This window comes from Lyngbya sp. PCC 8106, assembly GCF_000169095.1.
Taxonomy (GTDB): Bacteria; Cyanobacteriota; Cyanobacteriia; order Cyanobacteriales; family Microcoleaceae; genus Capilliphycus.
Genome location: NZ_AAVU01000027.1, coordinates 63,911 through 85,343, shown reverse-complemented (window position 1 = coordinate 85,343; position 21,433 = coordinate 63,911). Strand labels below are relative to the sequence as shown.

The 21,433-nt window shown below is 41.8% G+C and carries 19 protein-coding genes; 5 read left to right on the top strand and 14 right to left on the bottom strand.

What is annotated here, in order from left to right; translation table 11 throughout:
- Nucleotides 1-26 precede the first annotated feature (26 nt).
- Nucleotides 27-1,607 (top strand): photosystem II high light acclimation radical SAM protein, encoded by a 1,581-nt coding sequence (locus tag L8106_RS17955; RefSeq protein WP_009785815.1) that lies wholly within the window; start codon nt 27-29, stop codon nt 1,605-1,607.
- 82 nt (nt 1,608-1,689) lie between these two features.
- On the opposite strand, the gene L8106_RS17950 is transcribed toward L8106_RS17955, so the two are convergent.
- The 7 genes from L8106_RS17950 to L8106_RS17915 form a co-directional block, all read right to left on the bottom strand.
- Nucleotides 1,690-2,190 (bottom strand): hypothetical protein, encoded by a 501-nt coding sequence (locus tag L8106_RS17950; RefSeq protein ID WP_009785814.1) that lies wholly within the window; start codon nt 2,188-2,190, stop codon nt 1,690-1,692.
- Between the two features lie 55 nt (nt 2,191-2,245).
- Nucleotides 2,246-2,695 (bottom strand): hypothetical protein, encoded by a 450-nt coding sequence (locus L8106_RS29765; protein ID WP_009785813.1) that lies wholly within the window; start codon nt 2,693-2,695, stop codon nt 2,246-2,248.
- Nucleotides 2,696-3,074: 379 nt separating this feature from the next.
- A complete protein-coding gene (gene yhdJ, locus L8106_RS17935; protein ID WP_009785811.1) occupies nt 3,075-3,962 on the bottom strand; it encodes an adenine-specific DNA-methyltransferase in 888 nt (295 codons plus the stop codon).
- A 157-nt stretch (nt 3,963-4,119) separates the two neighbouring features.
- Nucleotides 4,120-4,464, bottom strand: coding sequence for a hypothetical protein (locus L8106_RS17930; protein WP_009785810.1), 345 nt, complete (start codon nt 4,462-4,464; stop codon nt 4,120-4,122).
- Nucleotides 4,465-4,581: 117 nt separating this feature from the next.
- Nucleotides 4,582-6,663, bottom strand: coding sequence for a cation:proton antiporter (locus L8106_RS17925; protein WP_009785809.1), 2,082 nt, complete (start codon nt 6,661-6,663; stop codon nt 4,582-4,584).
- 264 nt (nt 6,664-6,927) lie between these two features.
- On the bottom strand, nt 6,928-8,292 hold the full coding sequence (locus L8106_RS17920; protein WP_009785808.1) for a cation:proton antiporter: 1,365 nt from the start codon (nt 8,290-8,292) through the stop codon (nt 6,928-6,930).
- A gap of 259 nt (nt 8,293-8,551) precedes the next feature.
- A complete protein-coding gene (locus L8106_RS17915; protein WP_009785807.1) occupies nt 8,552-10,321 on the bottom strand; it encodes a SulP family inorganic anion transporter in 1,770 nt (589 codons plus the stop codon).
- Nucleotides 10,322-10,494: 173 nt separating this feature from the next.
- Between L8106_RS17915 and L8106_RS17910 the strand changes: the two genes are divergently transcribed.
- On the top strand, nt 10,495-11,412 hold the full coding sequence (locus L8106_RS17910; protein WP_009785806.1) for a LysR family transcriptional regulator: 918 nt from the start codon (nt 10,495-10,497) through the stop codon (nt 11,410-11,412).
- 51 nt (nt 11,413-11,463) lie between these two features.
- Here L8106_RS17910 and rnc read toward each other — a convergent pair whose 3' ends face one another.
- The 4 genes from rnc to L8106_RS17890 all read right to left on the bottom strand — a co-directional run bounded on the left by rnc (nt 11,464) and on the right by L8106_RS17890 (nt 14,886).
- Nucleotides 11,464-12,165 (bottom strand): ribonuclease III, encoded by a 702-nt coding sequence (gene rnc / locus L8106_RS17905; RefSeq protein WP_009785805.1) that lies wholly within the window; start codon nt 12,163-12,165, stop codon nt 11,464-11,466.
- Nucleotides 12,166-12,303: 138 nt separating this feature from the next.
- Nucleotides 12,304-13,077 carry an NYN domain-containing protein gene (locus tag L8106_RS17900; RefSeq protein WP_009785804.1) on the bottom strand — a complete coding sequence of 258 codons (774 nt, stop codon included), beginning with the start codon at nt 13,075-13,077 and terminating at the stop codon, nt 12,304-12,306.
- Nucleotides 13,078-13,559: 482 nt separating this feature from the next.
- On the bottom strand, nt 13,560-13,967 hold the full coding sequence (locus tag L8106_RS17895; RefSeq protein WP_009785803.1) for a thiol-disulfide oxidoreductase DCC family protein: 408 nt from the start codon (nt 13,965-13,967) through the stop codon (nt 13,560-13,562).
- Nucleotides 13,968-14,064: 97 nt separating this feature from the next.
- Nucleotides 14,065-14,886 carry a PHP domain-containing protein gene (locus L8106_RS17890; protein WP_009785802.1) on the bottom strand — a complete coding sequence of 274 codons (822 nt, stop codon included), beginning with the start codon at nt 14,884-14,886 and terminating at the stop codon, nt 14,065-14,067.
- A 387-nt stretch (nt 14,887-15,273) separates the two neighbouring features.
- On the opposite strand from L8106_RS17890, the gene dndE reads away from it, so the two are divergent.
- Both dndE and L8106_RS17880 read left to right on the top strand, forming a co-directional pair.
- Nucleotides 15,274-15,654: a DNA sulfur modification protein DndE gene (dndE, locus tag L8106_RS17885; RefSeq protein WP_009785801.1), complete on the top strand. Its 381-nt coding sequence runs from the start codon at nt 15,274-15,276 to the stop codon at nt 15,652-15,654.
- Nucleotides 15,655-16,187: 533 nt separating this feature from the next.
- A complete protein-coding gene (locus L8106_RS17880) occupies nt 16,188-16,622 on the top strand; it encodes a late competence development ComFB family protein (protein WP_156803736.1) in 435 nt (144 codons plus the stop codon).
- A gap of 30 nt (nt 16,623-16,652) precedes the next feature.
- Here the strand turns inward: L8106_RS17880 and thiD are convergent, their stop codons facing one another.
- From thiD to L8106_RS17865, 3 genes are all read right to left on the bottom strand, one after another.
- Complete coding sequence (gene thiD / locus L8106_RS17875; RefSeq protein ID WP_009785799.1) at nt 16,653-17,477, bottom strand: bifunctional hydroxymethylpyrimidine kinase/phosphomethylpyrimidine kinase; 825 nt, start codon at nt 17,475-17,477, stop codon at nt 16,653-16,655.
- A 20-nt stretch (nt 17,478-17,497) separates the two neighbouring features.
- The gene (gene ftsZ, locus L8106_RS17870; RefSeq protein WP_009785798.1) at nt 17,498-18,787 is read right to left on the bottom strand and encodes a cell division protein FtsZ; all 1,290 of its coding nucleotides are present in this window, start codon (nt 18,785-18,787) and stop codon (nt 17,498-17,500) included.
- A 199-nt stretch (nt 18,788-18,986) separates the two neighbouring features.
- Entirely contained in the window at nt 18,987-19,799 is an 813-nt protein-coding gene (locus tag L8106_RS17865; RefSeq protein ID WP_039896619.1) for a cell division protein FtsQ/DivIB, read from the bottom strand.
- Between the two features lie 283 nt (nt 19,800-20,082).
- Here L8106_RS17865 and L8106_RS17860 point away from each other — a divergent pair, with 283 nt between their 5' ends.
- Nucleotides 20,083-21,423: a P-loop NTPase fold protein gene (locus L8106_RS17860; RefSeq protein WP_009785796.1), complete on the top strand. Its 1,341-nt coding sequence runs from the start codon at nt 20,083-20,085 to the stop codon at nt 21,421-21,423.
- The last annotated feature ends 10 nt before the right edge of the window (nt 21,424-21,433 follow it).

Genomic DNA, 21,433 nt, shown 5'->3' with positions numbered 1-21,433 from the left:
TAGAGTAAAGATCCTTTCGCAAAATTATGAACAACAAAATCCTTTACGTTCGCCTCCCTTGTAATCCCATCTTTCCGATTGGAGTGGTTTACCTGGCTGATCATGTTCACAAGCTGTTTCCCGACGTACAGCAGCGAATCTTTGATTTAGGCGCGATTCCTCCCTTAGACTACCGTTCAGCCTTAGATGCTTGTGTAGATGAGTTTAAACCCACATTATTAGTATTTTCGTGGCGAGATATCCAAATTTATGCACCCGTAGGCGGACGCGGCGGAAATCCCCTGCAAAATGCCTTTGAATTTTACTACGCTAAAAATCCCCTAATTAAACTTAGAGGGGCTTTAGGCGGGCTACGGTTGGCCGCTTCCTACTACACTGAACTCTGGCGCAACCAGGATTTAATTAAGCGAGGACTCAAACGCGCCCAAACCTATAACCCTGAAGCTAGTGTTGTTGTCGGTGGAGGAGCAGTCAGCGTCTTTTACGAACAATTGGGGCGCAGTCTTCCGACTGGGACTATTGTTTCGGTGGGAGAGGGAGAAGCGTTACTTGAAAAGTTGTTACGGGGACAAAGTTTAAGTGATGAGCGTTGTTATATTGTCGGACAAACAACTCCTCGCGATCGCCTCATTCACGAAAAACCTGCTCCTTTAGAAAAAACGGCTTGCAATTACAATTACATTGAAAGTATCTGGCCAGAGTTTGAATATTACTTCCAAGACCAAGATTTTTATATCGGAGTGCAAACCAAACGGGGCTGTCCTCACAATTGCTGCTATTGCATTTATACAGTGATTGAAGGAAAACAAGTCCGGATCAATCCCGCAGATGAAGTTGTGGCGGAAATCAAACAACTTTACGATCGCGGAATTCGCAATTTTTGGTTTACAGATGCTCAATTTATCCCGGCGCGTCGGTTTATTAGTGATGCAGTGGAATTGTTACAAAAAATCCTAGATGCAGGGATGGATGATATTCACTGGGCGGCTTACATTCGAGCGGATAATTTAAACCCGGAATTGTGTGATTTGATGGTCAAAACTGGGATGAATTATTTTGAAATTGGAATTACGAGCGGTTCTCAAGAATTGGTTCGTAAAATGCGAATGGGCTATAACTTACGGGTGGTTTTAGAAAATTGTCGGGATTTAAAAGCCGCCGGGTTTAATGATTTGGTTTCGGTGAATTATTCGTTTAACGTGATTGATGAAACCTTTGAAACCATTCGTCAAACGTTAGCTTATCATCGAGAACTGGAGCATATTTTCGGAGCGGATAAAGTCGAACCTGCGATTTTCTTTATCGGGTTACAACCCCATACCCATTTAGAAGAATATGCCTTTGAAAAGGATATGCTTAAACCCGATTATGATCCGATGAGTTTGATGCCTTGGACGGCTCGAAAGCTGTTATGGAATCCTGAACCACTCGGATCATTTTTTGGAGAAGTTTGTCTAGAAGCTTGGCAACGAAATCCCTATGATTTTGGTCGGGAAGTGATGAATATTCTCGAAGAAAGGTTGGGTTTAGCGCCGTTAGAAGAAGCGTTGAGTGCGCCTATTGAACCCGCAAAAACGAACAAAAAACAGCTTGTTAGTGCGAGTTAAAATTAACGTATCCGGTAGGGTGGGTGAAAGTCCAAAATTTACATAAGAATTAAAATATCTTTGATGTCACCCACCCGATAAACTAAAAGTGATTCAATAATAACCGGAGTGAATCATTCATCTCGTTAAGATGAGTCGGAGGAAAAGTAGAATTATCATAAGTTACCTCAGCCTTGAGATGCTGGTGACTACCAATTTGCCAACGGATGCGGGTAAGGTGATTGTGCTGAAATGCAACCAGATCCCGATGCCAATGTATGGGAATTTCAAACATAACTTGATTCCCCGGTTTTTCCGCCATTAAAATAGGTTCCGTATAATCATAGTTGGCATTCGGATGAATTATTGAAAAGAGATTTCGACCAATTTCATCTCGATTTTCATTTAAGGTTTTAGAGAGTTCGTAGCCGGAAAAATTAGCCTCAGAAGAACCGACCTGAGAACTTTGATTTCCGGCATTAAAAGACCATTCAAACCCCAATATGGGATAAATAGGATGGGCAAAAACCGGGGAGGAAAAACAGAACATCGCCGCAATAATTAAAGCAAATCCCCAAAGACAGGCAAATTTTGTGCGTAACATTTAAAAAATCCTTAATATAAAAAGTGTTAACCCTGCGTGAATTTTATTGATTTCGTTAAAGCGGGAATTTATAAACTATAGTACCCGTTTCGCTGACATCAAAATGAGCTTCAAACTGTTTCGCTTGCTGTTCTAAATATGCCTTAGAATCTTCTCCAGAGATTCCCGCAGCGATCGCAAACTGCATGACCGTGATCGAACCCTGATTTTTCTCGACCAGTTTATAGAAAATTGATTGTAGATCTAAAGTTGATTGTAGATCCTTAGTCCCCGTTTGTTCCTCAGATTTTACTTGTTGATTTGCTTCACCCGAAAGAGGCGGTTTTTTCATTAACCACTGTCCTAGCTTGGCAAATCCCGCAGTAATTACCAAACAAATTAAACAGACAAAGAAGTTAGAAGCTAAGTCGGAATCACTATCAAACAATACCACAATTGCTGACAATAGGAAGAACGCGGCAGATCCGTAAGCTAAAATGCCAAAAATTCCTTTGATGAATCTCATATTCAACTCCAATGGGTTCAAGTCTTCTATTCCGCCTAAGTCCAACTTAAACTGAAATCAAGGAAAGGTCATCAGTGGAATTACGGAAAAATAGATGTTCTTTTGTTTAAACTTTGATTAAGTATGGGGCGATATCGGGGGGACTTAGGGTAGTAGTATCCGGTAAGGTGGATGAAAGTCGAGAATTACCATGAAAATTAACATATCTTTGATGTTACCCACCCTACAAACATTAACTAATCCTGCTCGTGATTTAGATCCTCGATTTGCAGCTTTGGTTTTAATATTGAGATATTGCAATAACTCACTAGAGTTTAAAACTATATCTCCCCGGTTTGGAAAGTAATAATTTAAAATTTCAAGAATCAGGTTGGTAAATTCATGCTGTACTATCGGCATCGAAAATGCTCTTTTGTATAAAGTTTTTTTCCGGGCTATTTTTATTTTTTCTGGTGTGATTTTTAGATGGGGTTAATAACTTTTCTCCTTTGTATTCTTTCAATCCTAAAACCCGTCTCAGACCAATTTTAAGATATTCTTCTTGAGATTCTATGCTAATAGAAATTCGCCCCAAGCGTTTGGCTACAGCAGCAGATGTAAAAGTTCCTGCAAAGGGATCGAGTACCAAGCTATCTTGATTGCTACTGGCAAGAATAATTCTTTCTAGTAATGCTTCGGGTTTTTGTGAAGGATGTTTTTCATATTCTTCCATTCGATAGCGAACACGGGGGAAATACCAGACATTACCGGGTACTTTTTCTGTATTGTATTGGCAGGGAACGGCTTTTCTGTAATCAATCAATTTTCGTTGTGCGCCTGTTTTTGCTTCTACCTTAATATCATCTGAGTTAAAAATATAATTGTTCTTGTTTTTAACACAGTGAAGTATTGGCTCATACATCGAGCCAAAGTATTTTTTAGCTTGAACTCCAGAACTATCATAATGCCAGACAATTCGACTCAGAATTACTGTTTTCTGCCTTAAGTAAAGATCAAAGTAGGGCATTGCTTGAGTGCTTGTCATAACATATAATGTTCCACTGGGCTTCAATACTCGAAGGCATTCATCAAGCAATTTGTAAGCCCAATTTGCATACTTTTCTTCTGATTCCCATTTGTCGTAGAAATTGGAAAAACGCTTTCCGATGTTGTAAGGAGGATCGATAAAAATCAGATCTACAGAGTTAGAAGAAATCTCACTAGACAAAATCTGAAGGGCATCGCCATAAAATAGAGTATGTTGATCATCTGCATATCGTTCAAACATTAGTATTTATTTAGAAAAGCTGTGCGGAACTAGCATTAACTTTACATATTTTACACGGATAGGCGTGTATTTTTAGATAAAATTCCAGTCGGGTGAATGACAGTTCAGAATTTACATAAGAATTAATACATCTTTGATGTCACCCACCCTACAAACATTAACCGTCCGACCAATAGTATCCTTTTTCTCCCGTTCCATCGCCCCGCCATTCTAACGGTTCTTCAGTTTCTTTCACATAAAAAATGATGCGCCCATTGTGAGCCTCAGAGCGTTCCCAACCTTCAATTGTTCCCTGTTTATAGGAGGAAATATTTTTCTGGTTGTGGAGAGCTAAATATTGTGCGGTATTGGCTGCTTCTTCCGATACTTTCCAGTATCCACTCTTGAATAGACTACCTCCTAATTCTTCAACGTTAAGCGCTTTTCTACAAACCAAGTGAATCCCCAAAACTTTTCGAGCCATTGTTAATTTGAGTTCTACTCCAAATCTGAACTCTATCATATCAGAGCATCTTCAATTTGTGCGATCGCGTAGTATCGGGAAGGGTAGGTGACAGTCCAGAATTTACATGAGAATTAATACATCTTTGATGTCACCCACCCTACTTCTAATATGTTTTTAAGTATGAGGTTCTCCAAATAAAACAATAGAACAAGTGAGTTGTTTAATCATCTCCGTGGTTATATCACTAACTGCTAATCCTCCAGCAGTTCGACGACGTGTTGAACGCAAAACAACGAGATCAAAAGATTGCGCTGCTCTGACAATTACCTTAGGAACATTATCATAAGCAACTGTTTTAATTCTTGCCGAAACTTGAGGGCCGCCTTGAGCGAGAACATCTGAAATTTCTGACTCAAACTGAGCAATTTGTTCGGGAGAAGTACGGCGATCGCAAACGTGTAAAAGTGCGATTTTCGCCTGATTGGTATCTGCTAATAGTTGAGCAAAACGTACAGTTCTAATCGCTTGTGGCGTGATATTTTTAACAGGAACTAAAATCCGGCGAATATTAATCGGTTCATCAAAGAGTTTAACCATCGCAACTGGACAGTGAGAAGACCAAAAAACATTATCAACCAAACTTCCAAATAACCTCGCCCGTAAACTGGTTGCGGCATCACTCCAACCCATAACAATTAAGTTTGCTTTTTGTTCACGAGCCGCCCGACTAATTCCTTCTGCAACATCATCATCAATTCTAACTTTGGGTTTAGCTTCTACCTTAAATTCTTTCGCCACTTCTATCGCTCGTTCCAATAGGCGATCGCTGTGTTCAAGGGCAACATCCAACTGGGGTTCATCCATATGAACATGGGCTTGAGTAATAGATAAAGGAACAATGATACCCGATTCGTGACGGGCAAGTAACGCTGCCATTTCAATTAAATAGCGTTGAGAAAGGGGATTATAAATGGGAACTAAGACTGTAAATTGACTTCTTTCTCGGTGAGAATGGAGCGGTTCAAAAGCTTCTATTGTTAACCTCCATTCGTCGGTTTGAGGTTCTAATTCCGGTTTTGGGATCGTTAATTCTCTCGCCACACGAGCCGTTAAAACTGATCCCAAAATTGAAGTCACCAGCATCAAAACAATCACACTATTAAAGACGGCTTGACTGAGAAGACCTGCATCCACTCCAACTAAAGCGGCTGCTAAGGTTGCCGCGACTTGGGGAAGTGAAAGCGACCACATCGTTAAGGCTTCATACCAGTTATATTTGTAGAGCAATTTCGCTACAAAAGCTGCTAAAAATTTACTCCCAAGCAGTCCAGCAACAATTGCTAAAGTTAAAGGTAATTCAGTGGTTAAACTACTAACAAAGGCGGGAACATCAATCAGTAATCCCATGTGAATAAAGAAAAAGGGAATAAATAGGGTACTCCCAACAAATTCAACCTTTTCTTCAACAGGACTATGACCTAAAACATCATTAACAGCGAGTCCGGTTAAAAATGCACCCACAATTTTGTCAATATTGATGACTTGGGCGCCCACAGAAGCTAGAAAAACGGCTAACAAAATAAACAAAAACTGATTGCCTTCTTCATCTCCAGTGCGGCGAAAATATTCTTTTCCAGCCCAATCTAATCCCACTAAAACAATCAGAGAATAGAGGGCTAATGCACCGAGTTGAATAATTAAAGTTGTCAGTGAAAATTCTCCGCCATAAACAGAAATACAAATAGCTAGAACTAAGAGAGCGGCAATATCGGTGAAAATTGTTGCCCCAATTGTTACGGTAACGGCTTCGTTTTTAACAACTCCCAAACGATTAACAATAGGATATCCAAGTAAGGTATGAGAAGCGAGAAGTGAACCGATTAAAATCGAAGCATTTAATCCAAAACCAAAAATTAAACCAATAGAAGTTCCTGTTAATAGAGGAATAGTAAAAGTCGCAAAACCAAATCCCAAAGAGCGATCTTTTGTGCGTCTAAATTCTTCTAGATCGATTTCCAAACCAGCCACAAACATCAGATAAATTTTACCGATGTCGGCAAAGAGTTTCATGGTTTCTGAATTCGGATTGAGTAGTTGAAAGCCGTTTGTTCCTAACAGAACACCAGCCACTAATAATCCGACTAATCCCGGTAGTTTTAACTTTTCAAAAATCGGAGGAATCGTTAAGCTAACGAGAATTAAAATTGTAAACGTAACAATTGGACTATCCGGCAGACCTTGGATAATATTTTCCATATTAATTATTTCAAAGAATAGAGATCAAACCAATTTAATCAACTTCTATCTGCGAAAAAATCTGATCAATATTGTGTCTCTTTCGACTCAATAATCACAGAATATAAACAGTTAAAAATTCAGCAATCAAGGAACAGGCTTTAACAAGATATACTGTTCAGTGATCACTGAATTTTAATTCATGGGTAGAATGAAAAATTATTCTAAATAATCCCCTCGCCTCCTGTGAAAGATCAGATCGAAAACGATTTACGGGTTCCCTTGTTACTCTACACTAGCTTTGTCTGGTTGTGCAGACTGTTTGAAAGCTAACCGCAGAAAAGGCGGTGCGATAAATGTGGTCAGAATCACCATAATAATGATAGCGGCTTCTAGGGGTTTATCAAGTACACCACTGGCTGAACCAATTCCTGCAAACACCAAACCGACTTCACCTCGAGGAATCATCCCTACACCTATAGCCAAACGATTAATTTGGGGTTGACCAATCACAGCCCAACCTGTAATTATTTTACCGATGATCGCAACAACAATTAAAAATGTGGCAATAATCAGCCCCTCACGATTGGCGGGAACTGCGGGATTTAATACGCCTAAATCAGCTTTTGCTCCTACACTGACGAAGAAAATCGGAACTAAAATGTCTGCAATTGGAACAACTTGTTTATCGAGTTCTTTACGTTTGTCGGTTTCATCTAATACTAAACCGGCTGCAAATGCTCCTAAAATGGCTTCTAAATGAATGGCGTTGGCTAAAAATGCCATTAAGAAAGCAAAGGTAAAGGCGGGAATAACTAACTGTCCTCGGGTTTGTAAAAGCCCAGCAATCGAGACAAAAGATTTATTGAAGAATTTCCCGAGTAAAATGGAACCGAGAAGAAAAGCTGTGGCACTAATAATCAGATAAACAACGTTGAGAATGTCTATCTCGCCTGTTTTCGCTAAACTGGCAACAACTGCTAAAACAATAATCCCGAGAACATCATCAATAACGGCAGCCCCAACAATAATTTGACCTTCTTTTGATTTGAGCTGTCCGATTTCTGAGAGAACTTTTGAGGTAATGCCGATGCTTGTCGCGGTTAATGCAGCCCCGGCAAAAATAGCAGGAATTGCAGAAACTCCAAAGAAATACATTAGTCCTAACGTCCCGGCTGCAAAGGGTGCTACTACTCCCACAACGGCTACAACTGCTGCTTGATAACCCACACTTTGGAGTTCTCTGAGTTCGGATTCTAAACCAATTTCAAACAGTAGAATAATCACACCCAATTCAGCCAGAACCGAAACTACTTCACTTTGACTGGCAAAAATTGAGGTGACTAACTCGGGACTCAAATCACTAATGGATTGTAAAAAGGTCATCAAGAGTGAATCCGTTGCAGTTGCACCACTTTCGGGAAAAACTAACAGATGCAATGCCGAAGTTCCGACAATCACTCCGCCGATGAGTTCACCTAAAACGGGGGGTAAATCAAGCCGTTTTGATAATTCTCCGCCTAATTTACTGGCAATATAAACAATGACTAAACTCAGGAGAACAGAAGTTAATACTAGCGGTCCCTTTTCAGCTTCTGTAGCGGTTGCAAATAGGGGAAAAGACAGTGAAAATTCTAAATTGTATAACATGATTGGTTTTCAGGAAAAAAGTAATCTAAATCAGTGTAGTCACAAATATTTTGGTCACAACAAATCTTTGTTTTGAGTTGTGAAGATGAGTGTTGATCAAAAAATTTGAAGAAGTTGGGGAGGCAGAAACAGCATAAACTTTAAAATAAAGTTTTGAAGAGAGTTCTGCTTGTCCCCAGAGTTGAGATCGATCTCAAGTCGATTAGGAAAAAGCCCCGATCAGAGGGAGAAAACGGAGTTACAAACCGGGGCTAGACAATCAAGATTTTTGCAATGTAGCCGCATCACTAGGGCCGACTTGATAGCCATTGATTCCTTCATCATGGCTTTCAGGTTCAATGACTTCATTGTTTTCAATGACTTCACCGTTGATGCTAGCTAAAGCACGGCGCAGAGCAGCAACTCGGGTTGCGACTCGATTTTGTTGGGGTAAACGATCCAAAATATTGAAGCGTTGTAGACGAGTTTTAACTTTGTCTTCACCACCGACAATATAGATATCAATGGATTTGTTATAAGCGCTATCGATCATTTTTTCCAGCGCCAGGGTTGCAGTTACACCCAACAGAGGAACGTGATTTAAGTCGATAATTAGGGCTTGATAGTTATCTAAAATGGTTTGACGCTGAGTAATTGCTTTTGCTGCACCAAAGCTCATTGGGCCACCGAGGTCGAGTAAAAGAATCCGACCATTGGCTTGTTTCATTAACTGTTTGGCTTCTTCATTAGACATCACTTCATCGTTGGGTGTGTCAATAGCTTTCACCTGTTCAGCTTGGATATCAGCTAAACGTTTGATGGTGAGCATATTGGCAATGAATACTCCAACACCAACCGCGACAATTAAGTCGTAGAAGACTGTTAACAGTACCACACCATACATGATGGCAGCCGCTTTCCAGGAAAGTCTGTGAGCGCGTTTGAGGAACTTCCAGTCGATAATATCGATACCCACTTTCAGGGCGATACCAGCCAAAACTGCCATTGGAATGTTTTGGGTTAGAGGAGCAGCAGCCAGGACAATTACCAGTAAAATCAAAGCGCGAGTTAAACCGGAAACAGCAGTGCGACCCCCAGCTTGGATATTTACAACAGTTCCCATTGTTGCCCCTGCACCCGGTAAACCGCCACAGATTCCAGAGATGAGGTTTCCAATTCCTTGACCAATAAGTTCTTTATCAGAATTGTGTTGAGTTTGAGTTAAACTATCAGCAATTACAGATGTTAGTAGAGAGTCAATACAACCGAGCATCCCCAGAACTAAAGCATCAATCAACATCGAGTTAATTTGTCCGAGGGAGAAAACGGGCAGATGTATTTCAGGTAAGCCCATCGGAATTTCACCGATGCGACGAATATCTACGTTCGGGAAGACCATTAGAGAAATTAAAGTTCCTGCAATTAAAGCAATTAATTGAGGGGGAACAATCTTCTTTAATTTCTGGGGCATGAAGAAGATAATCCCAATTGTCAGCACACCCAATACGGTTTCTATGGGATTGATATTGCTAATCAGGTTGGGGATGTTTTGTAGGGTTCCCAATACTCCACCTTTCGGGCTAGCTTGTCCAAGCATCGGCCCAATCTGAAGAATGATTAGGATCATCCCGATACCCGACATAAACCCGGAAATGACGGTGTAGGGCATCAGGGTAATGTATTTACCCAGTTTGAGTGTCCCAAACACAAGCTGAAATACCCCAGCCAGCATGACAACCGTAAATGCCATTGCCATTCCCGTTTGTTCGTCAGGGGCAGATGCGAGTGACCGAGCCACGACAGCCGTGAATACAACCGTCATCGGGCCTGTCGGTTCGGAAATTAAAGTGGGTGTTCCTCCAAATAAAGCGGCAAAGAAACCCACCAAAACAGCACCCCAAAGACCTACTGCGGCTCCATTTGGCGCACCGGAAGCGACCCCGAAAGCGAGAGCCATCGGTAGGGCAATAACTGCGGCAGTAACTCCTCCAAAAATGTCACCTTGTAGATTCCTGAAATGAATTTGATTTGTAATCCTGGTAATTTGCATGGGTTTGTGAAATCTGAGTGAATGCTTAAATAGATAAGGGTCTATCTGAATCCTAATATTGATTGACTAAAATCTATGGTTAGCATACCATTAAAATCGAAATAGAACGCAACCTTTTCAAATTTCATTTACTCATAGCAATTCCAACCCATACTCATAAAAAGGAGGAGTTCTTGATCCAGGCAACCCTACATCAGTTACGAGTCTTTGAAACTGTGGCTCGTCACGGTAGCTTTACCAAAGCGGCTGAAGAGTTGTATATCACTCAGCCCACAGTTTCTAGCCAAGTCAAGCAACTCAGTCAAGCCGTCGGTTTACCGTTATTTGAGCAAATTGGTAAGCAACTCTATCTCACAGCAGCGGGCCGGGAGTTATCTACAACCTGTCACAACATTTTTGAACAACTAGACAACTTTGAAATGAAAGTGGCAGACTTAAAAGGGATGAAGCAAGGACAACTTCGCCTCGCAGTCGTGACAACGGCTAAATATTTTGTTCCTCGACTTCTGGGTTCGTTTTGCCAAAAGTATCCCGGTATTGATGTTTCACTTCAGGTGAACAACCACCAAGAAATAACTCGACGAATGCAGGATAATCAAGATGATCTTTATATATTGAGTCAACCTCCAGAGGATCTTGATCTTTGTACAAAACCTTTTTTGGATAATCCTTTAGTTGTTGTCGCCCGACATGATCATCCCCTTGCTCAACAGAAAAATGTCTCGATCAAACAACTTCGGGGTGAAGCGTTCATCATGCGAGAACCGGGTTCTGGGACTCGACAAGCTGTACAACAGTTGTTGGAAAAACATAAGGTTAAGGTTAAGGTTCGCCTAGAACTCGGTAGTAATGAAGCGATCAAACACGCGATCGCAGGCGGCTTAGGAATTTCTGTCCTCTCTAAACACACTCTAGTTTTGGAGAGTCTATCCAAAGAATTAACGATTTTAGATATCCAACATTTTCCCATTAAGCGGCGCTGGTATGTTGTTTATCTCGGGGGTAAACATCTTTCTGTCGTTGCTCAGACGTTCCTCGAATATCTGATCGAAGAAACTCAACCCATCACTAAGTTAGCTCTGCGAGCTTAGGAGTTGAGTCTCACACAAACTCTCACTCACGACTATTTTACGACTTACGGTTCACGATTCACTGTCTAAAATTCCCAATTTCTTTAAAGCTGCTTCTGCGGCTTTTTTTTGAGCGTCTTGTTTACGACGTCCTTGTCCTAAACCATACACTTGATCTTTGACGCGCACTTCTGCGATAAACTCTTTGGCATGATCGGGGCCAGATTGATCAATAATAAAATACTTAGGATTTTCTCCAAATTCGGCTAGCGCCCATTGCTGAAATCGATTTTTTGAATCAATTAAATGTTCAGAATTTTTTTCTTCAGTGTGCATTCCCAGAATTTCATTAGCAACTTTGGTGAATAGAGGAGTAATAAATTCTCTAACTTTCTCTATTCCTGCATCTAAATAATAAGCTCCAATATAGGCTTCAAAGGTATCACTCAGCAAAGCCGGGTTTTGATATCCTCCATCTTTGATCGCACCTTTACCCAGTCGCATAATTTCACCAATTCCGAGTTGCGCCGCAAATTTTCCCAGTTGTTGTTCATCAACTAATGCGGCTCGTAAACGAGTCATTTTGGCTTCACTTAGTTCTTCTGGATAATAAGTATAAAGTAACTCCCCCACCAAAAAGCCTAAGACTGCATCTCCCAAGAATTCTAAGCGCTCGTTATTTTTTCCGTCTCCAGGGTGTTCGTTGACATAGGAACGATGGGTTAAAGCACGTAAGCGGAGTTTTTCATCTTTAATGGTTGGAAGTTTATCCATTTTTTATATCTTTATCTCGTTCAAAAGCGAACATCAAAAATAACGTTTTGGGTTTCCTCACCCTGGTAAGTTTATCATCTGGTGATGATTCTACGCAACAAAGTGAGGATTTTTAGTACAGCCAATATCTTTAGAGGATTAATTCGGTTTCATTTCATCAACTAAAATGATCTCCTGATTGATTTTTCTGATTATTCCTTTCTCTATCACCCGATCAATAAATTTAGTAAACTTTGAAAATTTACTACCATCTGGTTTTCGGATTGATGAAACATTTTTATAGTTGGGAAATTTGGAATTATTACACATTAATTTAGCAATTAAACCGATGGTTGTTGATTTGCCGCTTTTGCTCGCAGTTTGAATAGCTTCTATCAAACATTTTACCGCTTCTTCATAACTAATGTAAGAGTCTGTTGGGAGAGTTTCCGCACCCCAATTTATCACTAACTTAGGAAGTTCATCTATGTAGTAAAATTCATCAACCTCTTTCTTTAAAGAGTGACAATCACTTCCCCTCCGTGCAAATACAATTAATTTTCTGTTTTCTGACTTCAAGTTTTCCTGTACAATCAGACTATAACAATCTCCTGTCACTAAAATGATCTCATCTGGGTAAGAATTAGTTTTGATTGGCTTAAAACAGTCTATGGCGATTTGAAAATCAACTGCATTTTTATTTTTTTTATTAGGGTTTTCTACCTGAATACACTCGAAACCTTGCTTTTGTAAGTGATTTTTAGCCTTTTTATCCAAGTTACAACTGTAAGCATTTGAAGCCCCAACATTTCCTCGCTGATGAGAAAATTTTAACAAATCTGAGGCGATATTAAATTGAGGTACATTTTCATAATCCCAAAAAATTGCTTTTAACTCTTGTGAGTTTTTCGACTGATATTTGTGGGTATTCATAGCTTTAGTCTCAGTGAAGTTATTTCGGGTTAACTCACCTAGCACTAACGAAGTATTCTGTTATGAACTTCTCGAAAATTAATGACTTCTTTGCACCCAAAATAGAAGTCATCATCAAGGTTGCTTCAAAGGAATACTATCTAAAACTTAGATATAGCATTTCCATTTGAAACTGATAAATTCAAAGCCAGAACACTTTACATCAAAATGTCAGCTAATGTCTCACGACCCGCAATATGTATCCGTAAGTATGTGTATGTAAACTGGTAGTAACGCTAAGTCAGACCTTAAAAACTAGGTTTTGCAGAAGATTAAAGCTTTTAGCTAACTTGCAATCTAAGCTTTCGGCTGACCTGACGTAACAACCAATTGACACACCTATACCAGCAATACAGAAATTTTCCGGACGGTGAGACAGCAGCCCACAATAGTGCTAACTGATGACCAGTATTATACACTCAAGGATGGCGATCGCGCAACCCCTAATTTTTTTGACAACTCTCACAACTGGGGTAAGCTGAATTGTAGGTACTAGAACGCTGACCAAACCACTGATAACGGTTGTCGCGGACTTGTTCATAAATGCGATCGCCTGTCCATTTTAACCCTGGTAATGCTCGATACGCACTCACAAATAGATTGCCTGCGGGTAATAAATTCCCAATTTCTTCGGCGGCATCACTGCCTTGCCAACGACGCTGAGGGTTGTTATCATCAATTAAAATCATCCCCTGTTCACAGTCGGTTGATGTAATCCCAAAGCGGTTGAGTTCAGCTTCATTTTGCATGGGAATATATTGAAACTTTTGACCTTGATCTAAGTTCTCTAAAAGCTGTACTAAGGTGACACACAAATTGCAGTTACCATCGTAAATCACATGATAAGTCATAGGGGAGAGTCAAAAAGAAACTAACACTATAATTGTTACAGATTATTCTGTTTTTTGGGCTTTCGTCTGAGTCAAAAAATCGGCAAACTTTTTTAAATCAGTTTGTAGTTAAGCGGGCATGATTTCTAACTTTTTTGAGAGAGTCTAGCAACTCTAGAGGTAAATGAAGTTGGTTGAGACGGGTTTCAGAATTGGGACTATGAAAGTCACTTCCACCTGTTTTTAATAAACCATAGTCAGCACATAATGATTCTAAATGATCAATTTGTTTAGGAGTATGACTAGGATGATAGACTTCAATCCCTAATAATCCGTCTGAAACTAAATCTTTTAACACGGTTTCAACTTCACCCCCTCGAAATAAATAAGGATGCGCCCAAACCGGAATTGCTTCACAATTGAGTAAGAGTTGAATACCTTCTGCGGTAGAAAATTTTTCATATTGAACAAAGGCAGGTTTATCATCTCCTAGCCATTTTTCAAAGGCTTCTTTGGAAGATTTAATATAGCCGGCTTTGACCAAAGCTGTAGCAATATGAGGACGAGAAGGTGCAATTCCTTCTCCCAGATGAGGAAGTTCAACCGGATAACCTAATTCGGCGAGTTTATTAATAATTAATTGAGCGCGTCTTTTTCGTCCTTCTAACCGTTCTTTGAGGGGAGAATAGAGTTTATTTTTATTAGGATAAAATCCCAAAATATGTAAAGAACGCTCGTTGTAAACCGTAGAGAGTTCAACTCCAGGAACAATTTCCAGATCAAAGTCAGCAGCAGCAGCAAAGGCTTCTTCCCAACCCGAAAGAGTATCGTGATCGGTGATGGCGAGCGCTTTGACTCCGGCTTGAATTGCTGAAGCGACGAGTTCGCTTGGGGCAAGTGTACCATCGGAGTAAGTGGTATGACAATGAAGTTCTAGCATTTTTGAGACTGTTGTAGGAGAGAGGATTGATTTGGATTCAGGAGTTGAAAGAGAAAAATGATAAAATTCTAGCGATTGACTTGACCCATCGATGGCTATGCTTTATGATAGCCTGAGTTAAGCTACACTTGTACCTCCGCAAATTAACGGAAACCAGTTAAGCTGACAACTACCATCTGGGTATTTAAACGTAAAGTTGTCAGAACAGAATGTTAATTTTTTAACAAACTTTAGATAAAAATTTGAACATCTCAGTCTTATGATAGATGTTCGAGTCAAAAACAACGTATCTGTCTACCGACAAAACACTTAATCGTTGTATAATAGAGATCAAACAGGTTTCAGTAAATTCCTGGTCTGTAGAGATTTTACTCACCATAGGAACTTATGGAGCCACCCGTTGATCGAGTTCGTCTTTCCTCTGAAGCGAAAGAACAGCTCATTAAGCTGAAGCGAACAACGAAGATTGAGCAGTGGAATATTCTTTGTCGTTGGGCTTTTTGTCTATCACTTGTAGAGTCTACTGTACCTTCTTCAGTTTCATTATCTGCTGATCAGGGTATTGAAATGACTTGGCGAGTCTTTAGTGGTGAACTGTCTGATGTCTTTATAGCCGCCTTGAAGTATCGGTGTTGTCAAGACGGCTTAGGCACAGATAGACAAACTCTCGCAGAACAACTTCGTCTTCATCTGCATCGTGGAATTGGTTATTTAGCCGAGGAGGTTCAGGTGAATGAAATAGAGGAGTTGATCGAGACTGCCTTATGACCGACTCGCTAAAGGTTCATCTTCCGGCGGCAGGAGACCCACGACGATAGGGACGTTGGAGTTGGGAGGAATGCCGCACAGGGATTTCTGGTACAATACAAGTGGTCACTGACCCACCCGAGACAATGGATTCAGACAGCCATGAGCGAGCGCGCGTCCAGTTACACTGGCGGCGCAGACAAATTGGTAGACCGGGGAAAGATGACAGGGCGGGCATAAACATCCCTTGAATCAACAGTTAAAGAGAATTCCAGTTGGGATTTCGACACGTCTCTAACCGCAGGACTTGCGGGGATAGTCTGTGGAGCGACTTTAAGACCTGAAGGGAATAACTCTCGGAGGGCAGGTGCGCTCGCCCCGCTCGGGAAGACGCAGAAACTCAAATAGCGATATTTGGGAATCCCACGCCATAAAGAATGTTGGCGTTGGGAGGATGTCAAGGAGATCATCCACAGTTGATGTGTGGACGACAGGGCAAGATCAGCACCAATTCAGTCAAAATACTCAATACACTAAGGTTTTCGGTGACTACTATGTCAGTGAAGCAACGCAGAAAATACCACAACATCATGGAAGACTTGGTGGCTGAAGAAGTCAGAAGTCAAATGGCTCTTTTGTCTCCTCGGTTAACGCAGTACATTCAGCGTTCTGAAGTTGAAACCTACGCGCTTAACCGTCTGCCAACTCTCTATGCCTCTAGCCGCGAAGGGTGGCTGCATCAACAAAAATGCGCCAGAGACGAATATCAAGTTAAAATCAAAACGGCAGTTCGTCAAGCGTTAGCCGCCGTGCAGCGTGATCCCCTACGAAGTACCACTCCTCTATTTCAAGAAAAAGAGGACGTGATGGCTGAAAATGCCATTCGCAGTAATACAGCAGAAGTGGAAACCACAAAGGAATTACCCTCTCATCCGTATTACTGGCAACAAAAGCATCCTTCACCCTCGGGTCAAAGATCGGCTAGATAAATTTACCGATTTCGCGTGATGGAATTAGAGTCAAGATTGGCTCGGGGAGAGAAGCGGAAAAAAATGTCCGACCGGGCCTTGACCCTGACCAATACTCAAGGAAAATTGAAGGGCTTGGGTGACGTAAGTTTTTGCGCCTTGGATAGCGGTAAATAGATCTTGTCCTTTGGCAAGGTTAGCCGTGATCGCGGCTGAAAGCGTACAACCAGTACCATGAGTATGAGAAGTTTTGACGAGTTCAGTTTGTAGAGTCTGAAGCTGTTTGCCATCAAACCACACATCTGTTCCTCGCAAAGACGCTTCTAAACTTCCTCCCTTCACCAAAACCGCTTTGACTCCCAGTTGATCATAAATCTGTTGAGCGGCAGTATACATCTGATCAAGGGTTTGTATTTTCAATCCCGTGAGAATTTCAGCCTCGTAGCGATTGGGTGTAATCACCGTTGCATGGGGAAATAGAGTTTCCCGCAAAGCCGTAATCGCCTGATCATCAATTAATTGCGCTCCTGTCCGGGAAACCATGACCGGATCAACCACTAACGGCTGTAGATGCCACTGCTCAACCTGCGTGACAACCTGTTGAATAATCTCGGAGTTGAGCAACATTCCCGTCTTCGTCGCTTGTACCCCAATATCTTCAGCAACCGCCGTAATTTGGTCAGCGACGGCTTGGGGTGAGAGGGCATCGACTCGATTAACCCCCAAAGTATTTTGAGCCGTAACACAAGTTAAAGCACTGGTGCCGTGAACGCAATGAAAGGCAAAGGTTCGCAAATCGGCTTGAATGCCTGCACCCCCGCCACTATCTGAGCCGGCAATGGTGAGAGCGACTGGAATCATAGATTGTGAAGCCATCTTAGCGAATACTGACTCGACTAACGTCGAGGGCGTCGTTGTCTGAGGAAGTCTGGAATATCAAGTCCCGGCTGTTGGGGTTGTACGTCCGGCTCTTTCGACGGTTGTTGGCTTAGAGGTGAAGGTGACGACGGTGCATTTCGGGGTTGGGGTGTTGTTTCTCGGGTGCTGGAAATGCTTTGTTGTTTTTCACCTGAAAATCCAGTTGCAATCACCGTAATTTTAATTTCTCCCTGTAGCCGTTCATCAATCACCGCCCCAAAGATAATATTGGCATTGGGATCAACCACTTCATAAATCGTCTCGGCTGCCGCATTCACCTCATGGAGCGTCAAATCAGTTCCACCTGTAATATTAAAGACAACCCCTTTTGCCCCATCAATAGAAGATTCTAGTAACGGAGACGAAATCGCTCCCATTGCCGCTTCTCTAGCCCTTGATTTACCCGAACCCAAACCAATACCGAGCAAAGCTGAACCCGCATCTGCCATCACCGCCCGAACATCAGCAAAGTCAACATTCACTAAGCCAGGAATAGTAATAATATCAGAGATCCCTTGTACACCCTGACGCAAGACATCATCGGCATAGCGAAAGGCTTCCTGAACAGGCGTTTGTTCGTTAATCACCGACAACAGCTTATTGTTGGGAATAATAATCAACGTATCAACCCGACTTTGTAAAGCAGCTACCCCTTCATCGGCTTGAGAAATGCGTCGTCGCCCCTCAAAGGTAAAAGGTCGTGTCACCACACCAATTGTTAATGCACCCACTTCTTTGGCAACTTCAGCCACAACCGGAGCGCCCCCTGTTCCAGTTCCCCCGCCTAATCCGGCTGTAATAAACACTAAATCCGCCCCTTCTAAAGAATGGGCAATTTCGTCACGAGATTCTTCTGCGGCTTTTTGTCCAATCGCCGGATTACCGCCCGCTCCTAGTCCTCGGGTTAACTTTTGTCCGACTTGTAAACGTTTCAGTGCTTTTGACTGAGCCAAGGCTTGGGCATCTGTATTGACCGCCCAAAACTCTACACCCGATACCTCGCTCTCAATCATGCGATTGACCGCATTTCCCCCACTGCCGCCCACACCAATGACTTTAATCTTCGCTGCGTTACTTGGTATAATATCCGTACTCCAAGACTCTTCGTGAGGCATAGAATTACTTTCGTTATTGGGGTTTACCATACGCTCGTTTTTGCGGAATGGATTTGCTGACTCGGCAGCTAACCAGAGATTGGCTTTCTGATCAGCTTGCTCATTATTATTATTATTCCTTTGGGTAGACCCCAGGTTACTCTTAGAATCCATTTTAATCGATAGGGGTAGTGAATAACGTTTCAATAAAGGACGCAACTCAAACTCAACTATAAAGTAAGTTGCGATCTAAACCAAGAGGAATTCAAGATGCAATCAGTTTACCCAACGGACTTGAACCAGAGCGCGACAAGCACAATCAGGCGAGGGGTTTAGGTATCTTGATCGCGATAGTCGGCACAATAGCAAAGTTTTAGGGTTCTGGCAACATCTGAATGACTGGGTGATCGGGATTTTGTAAATCAATATAATCCACTAAGGCTAAATCGACTTGTTGCGGTAAATTTCTCATCTGATCCAAAACGCGAAGCTGTTGAGTAAACAAAGGACTATAAGCACCGAGATGTACAACTCCAATTTCGGTAGTGATCATTAAATTGGCTGGATTTTGCCAGTTAATCTCAGAAACCATCACTGGAGAGCGACTCAAGGTTTCATACATTTGTTTCCAATGCGGACGGTACTGCTCTGGGTTGCCAATCACCTTCAAACTGGGCAACTGTCGGGATCGCTCTAACTTAGCATAGCTTTCTAACGGAATCCAACCCCCATTGGCGTCAAGCCAACCCACTTGCGAGGCATCTGAACGTCGAGTTAAAGTCGGACTCGGTTGAGCGATCGCCACTGGACGTCGTTCTTGGATTTTTATGGTTAACTGAGGGGGAAACAACTGTCGGCTGACGCTGGCTTTGGCAATTTGGCCTTGAGATTCTAAAGTCTTTGCTAACGCTTGGGGTTGAATTTCCCACAAAGATTGAGGATAGGATAAGGGAAGTAGAGCGCGAATTCGTCGATCAGAGAGTAATTGATTACCTTCAACGGTGACTTGTTCAGGCTGATTAATCAACCAAATCGGCTGGTTAACAGCCCAAAAGACACCCCCAGTTAAACCACTCACAGCTAGAGCTTGCCAAATAATTTGTACTAAGCGTAGACGACGGTGACGACGCAATTGCTGACGCCGATTTCCTAACTCGTTAGAAGAAACAGATACAATATTCGTCATAAGTCTCTCTTGTCGCGACGGTTGGGCTGGTTCACATTTATATAATGAGCGGAGAAAAGATTGGGGATCAATCATTTAGGGATTGATTCGCTCAATATTCAGATTTGGACTGCAACTGCTAACGACTGACGAGGGTATATCAATTAATACCACCAGTGGGGTTCGCCCTTCAGTAATATCACCTAGTCTGTCCGACTCTCCTGTTCTGTTTGAGTCCACACCCCACTGAGCCAAGTGTCAATCTATACTTTGGGTAAAGAATTGTCACACAAGAGAGTCCGCTGTGGTGAGCTTAGATTTAATCCAATTTTACAAAGCCTGCAATCCGAGTAAAACCATTGATATGGCAAATCCTGAGGATCGGCAGTATTATATCGATTTTTCCTCAGTTCGAGGTAGCGATTTGGTTCGAGAACTCTGCCGCACCATTACGCTACTTTCTGGGGATGAACCGACTTGCCAACTTTTTTCAGGACACATCGGTTGTGGCAAATCGACTGAACTATTTCGACTTAAGGATACCTTAGAACACCAAGGATACCATGTCGTTTATTTTGAGTCTTCCCAAGATTTAGACATGGCTGATGTCGATATTAGTGATATTTTACTCGCGATCGCTCATCAAGTCAGTGAAAATCTCGAAGGCGCTCAAATTCGGATCAAAGCTGGATACTTTGGCAACCTGTTCTCGGAAATTTCAGACTTTTTGCAAACTCCCTTAGAACTCGCGGGAGAAGCAGAACTGTCAGTTGGATTTGCTAAATTAAGCGCTCGCACCAAAGATTCCCCCAAATTACGCTCTCAACTCAGACAATATCTCGAACCGCGAGTCAGTAGTATTCTCGATGCAATCAATAAAGAACTCCTTGAACGCGCTAACACTGCATTAAAAGCACAAGGAAAAAAAGGCTTAGTTGTGATTATCGATAACCTCGATCGGGTGGATAACTCTCCTAAACCTTGGGGGCGAACTCAACCCGAATATCTGTTTGTTGATCGGGGCGAACAACTCAAACGACTCAATTGTCATGTGGTTTATACCATTCCTCTGACTTTAATGTTCTCTAACGATTATGGAAGATTATCCAGTCGATTTGGGGTTAAACCCAAAGTTCTCCCGATGATTCCGGTTAAAACTCGTCAAGGTGAAGATTACTCTCAGGGAATGGAAATGTTGCGAGAAATGGTTTTAGCGAGGGCTTTTCCGAAGATTCCGGCTGAACAACGCCCTGAGTTAATTCCAGAATTATTCGACACTCCAGAAACTCTAGATCGCTTATGTCGGATTAGTGGGGGTCATATGCGACGGTTACTCATGTTGATGTATAGCTGTCTACAACAAGCTGATCCACCTTTTACTCGCGATTGTCTCGACAATGTAATTCGGGAATATCGTGATGATCTCTTAGGTGCAATTACTGAAGATGAGTGGAAATTGCTGGTACAAGTCGTCAATCATCAACACGTTCGGGGAGAAGAAGAATGTCAAACTTTACTCCGAAGTATGTTTGTCTTTGAATATCGTGATGGTGATGGTCGTTGGTTTGGGATCAATCCGGCTTTAGAGGAAACTCGACAATTTAAAAAGGGTATTTTAGAGCTAAATCAGTCTTTTCGAGGATAGTCTCTCTACT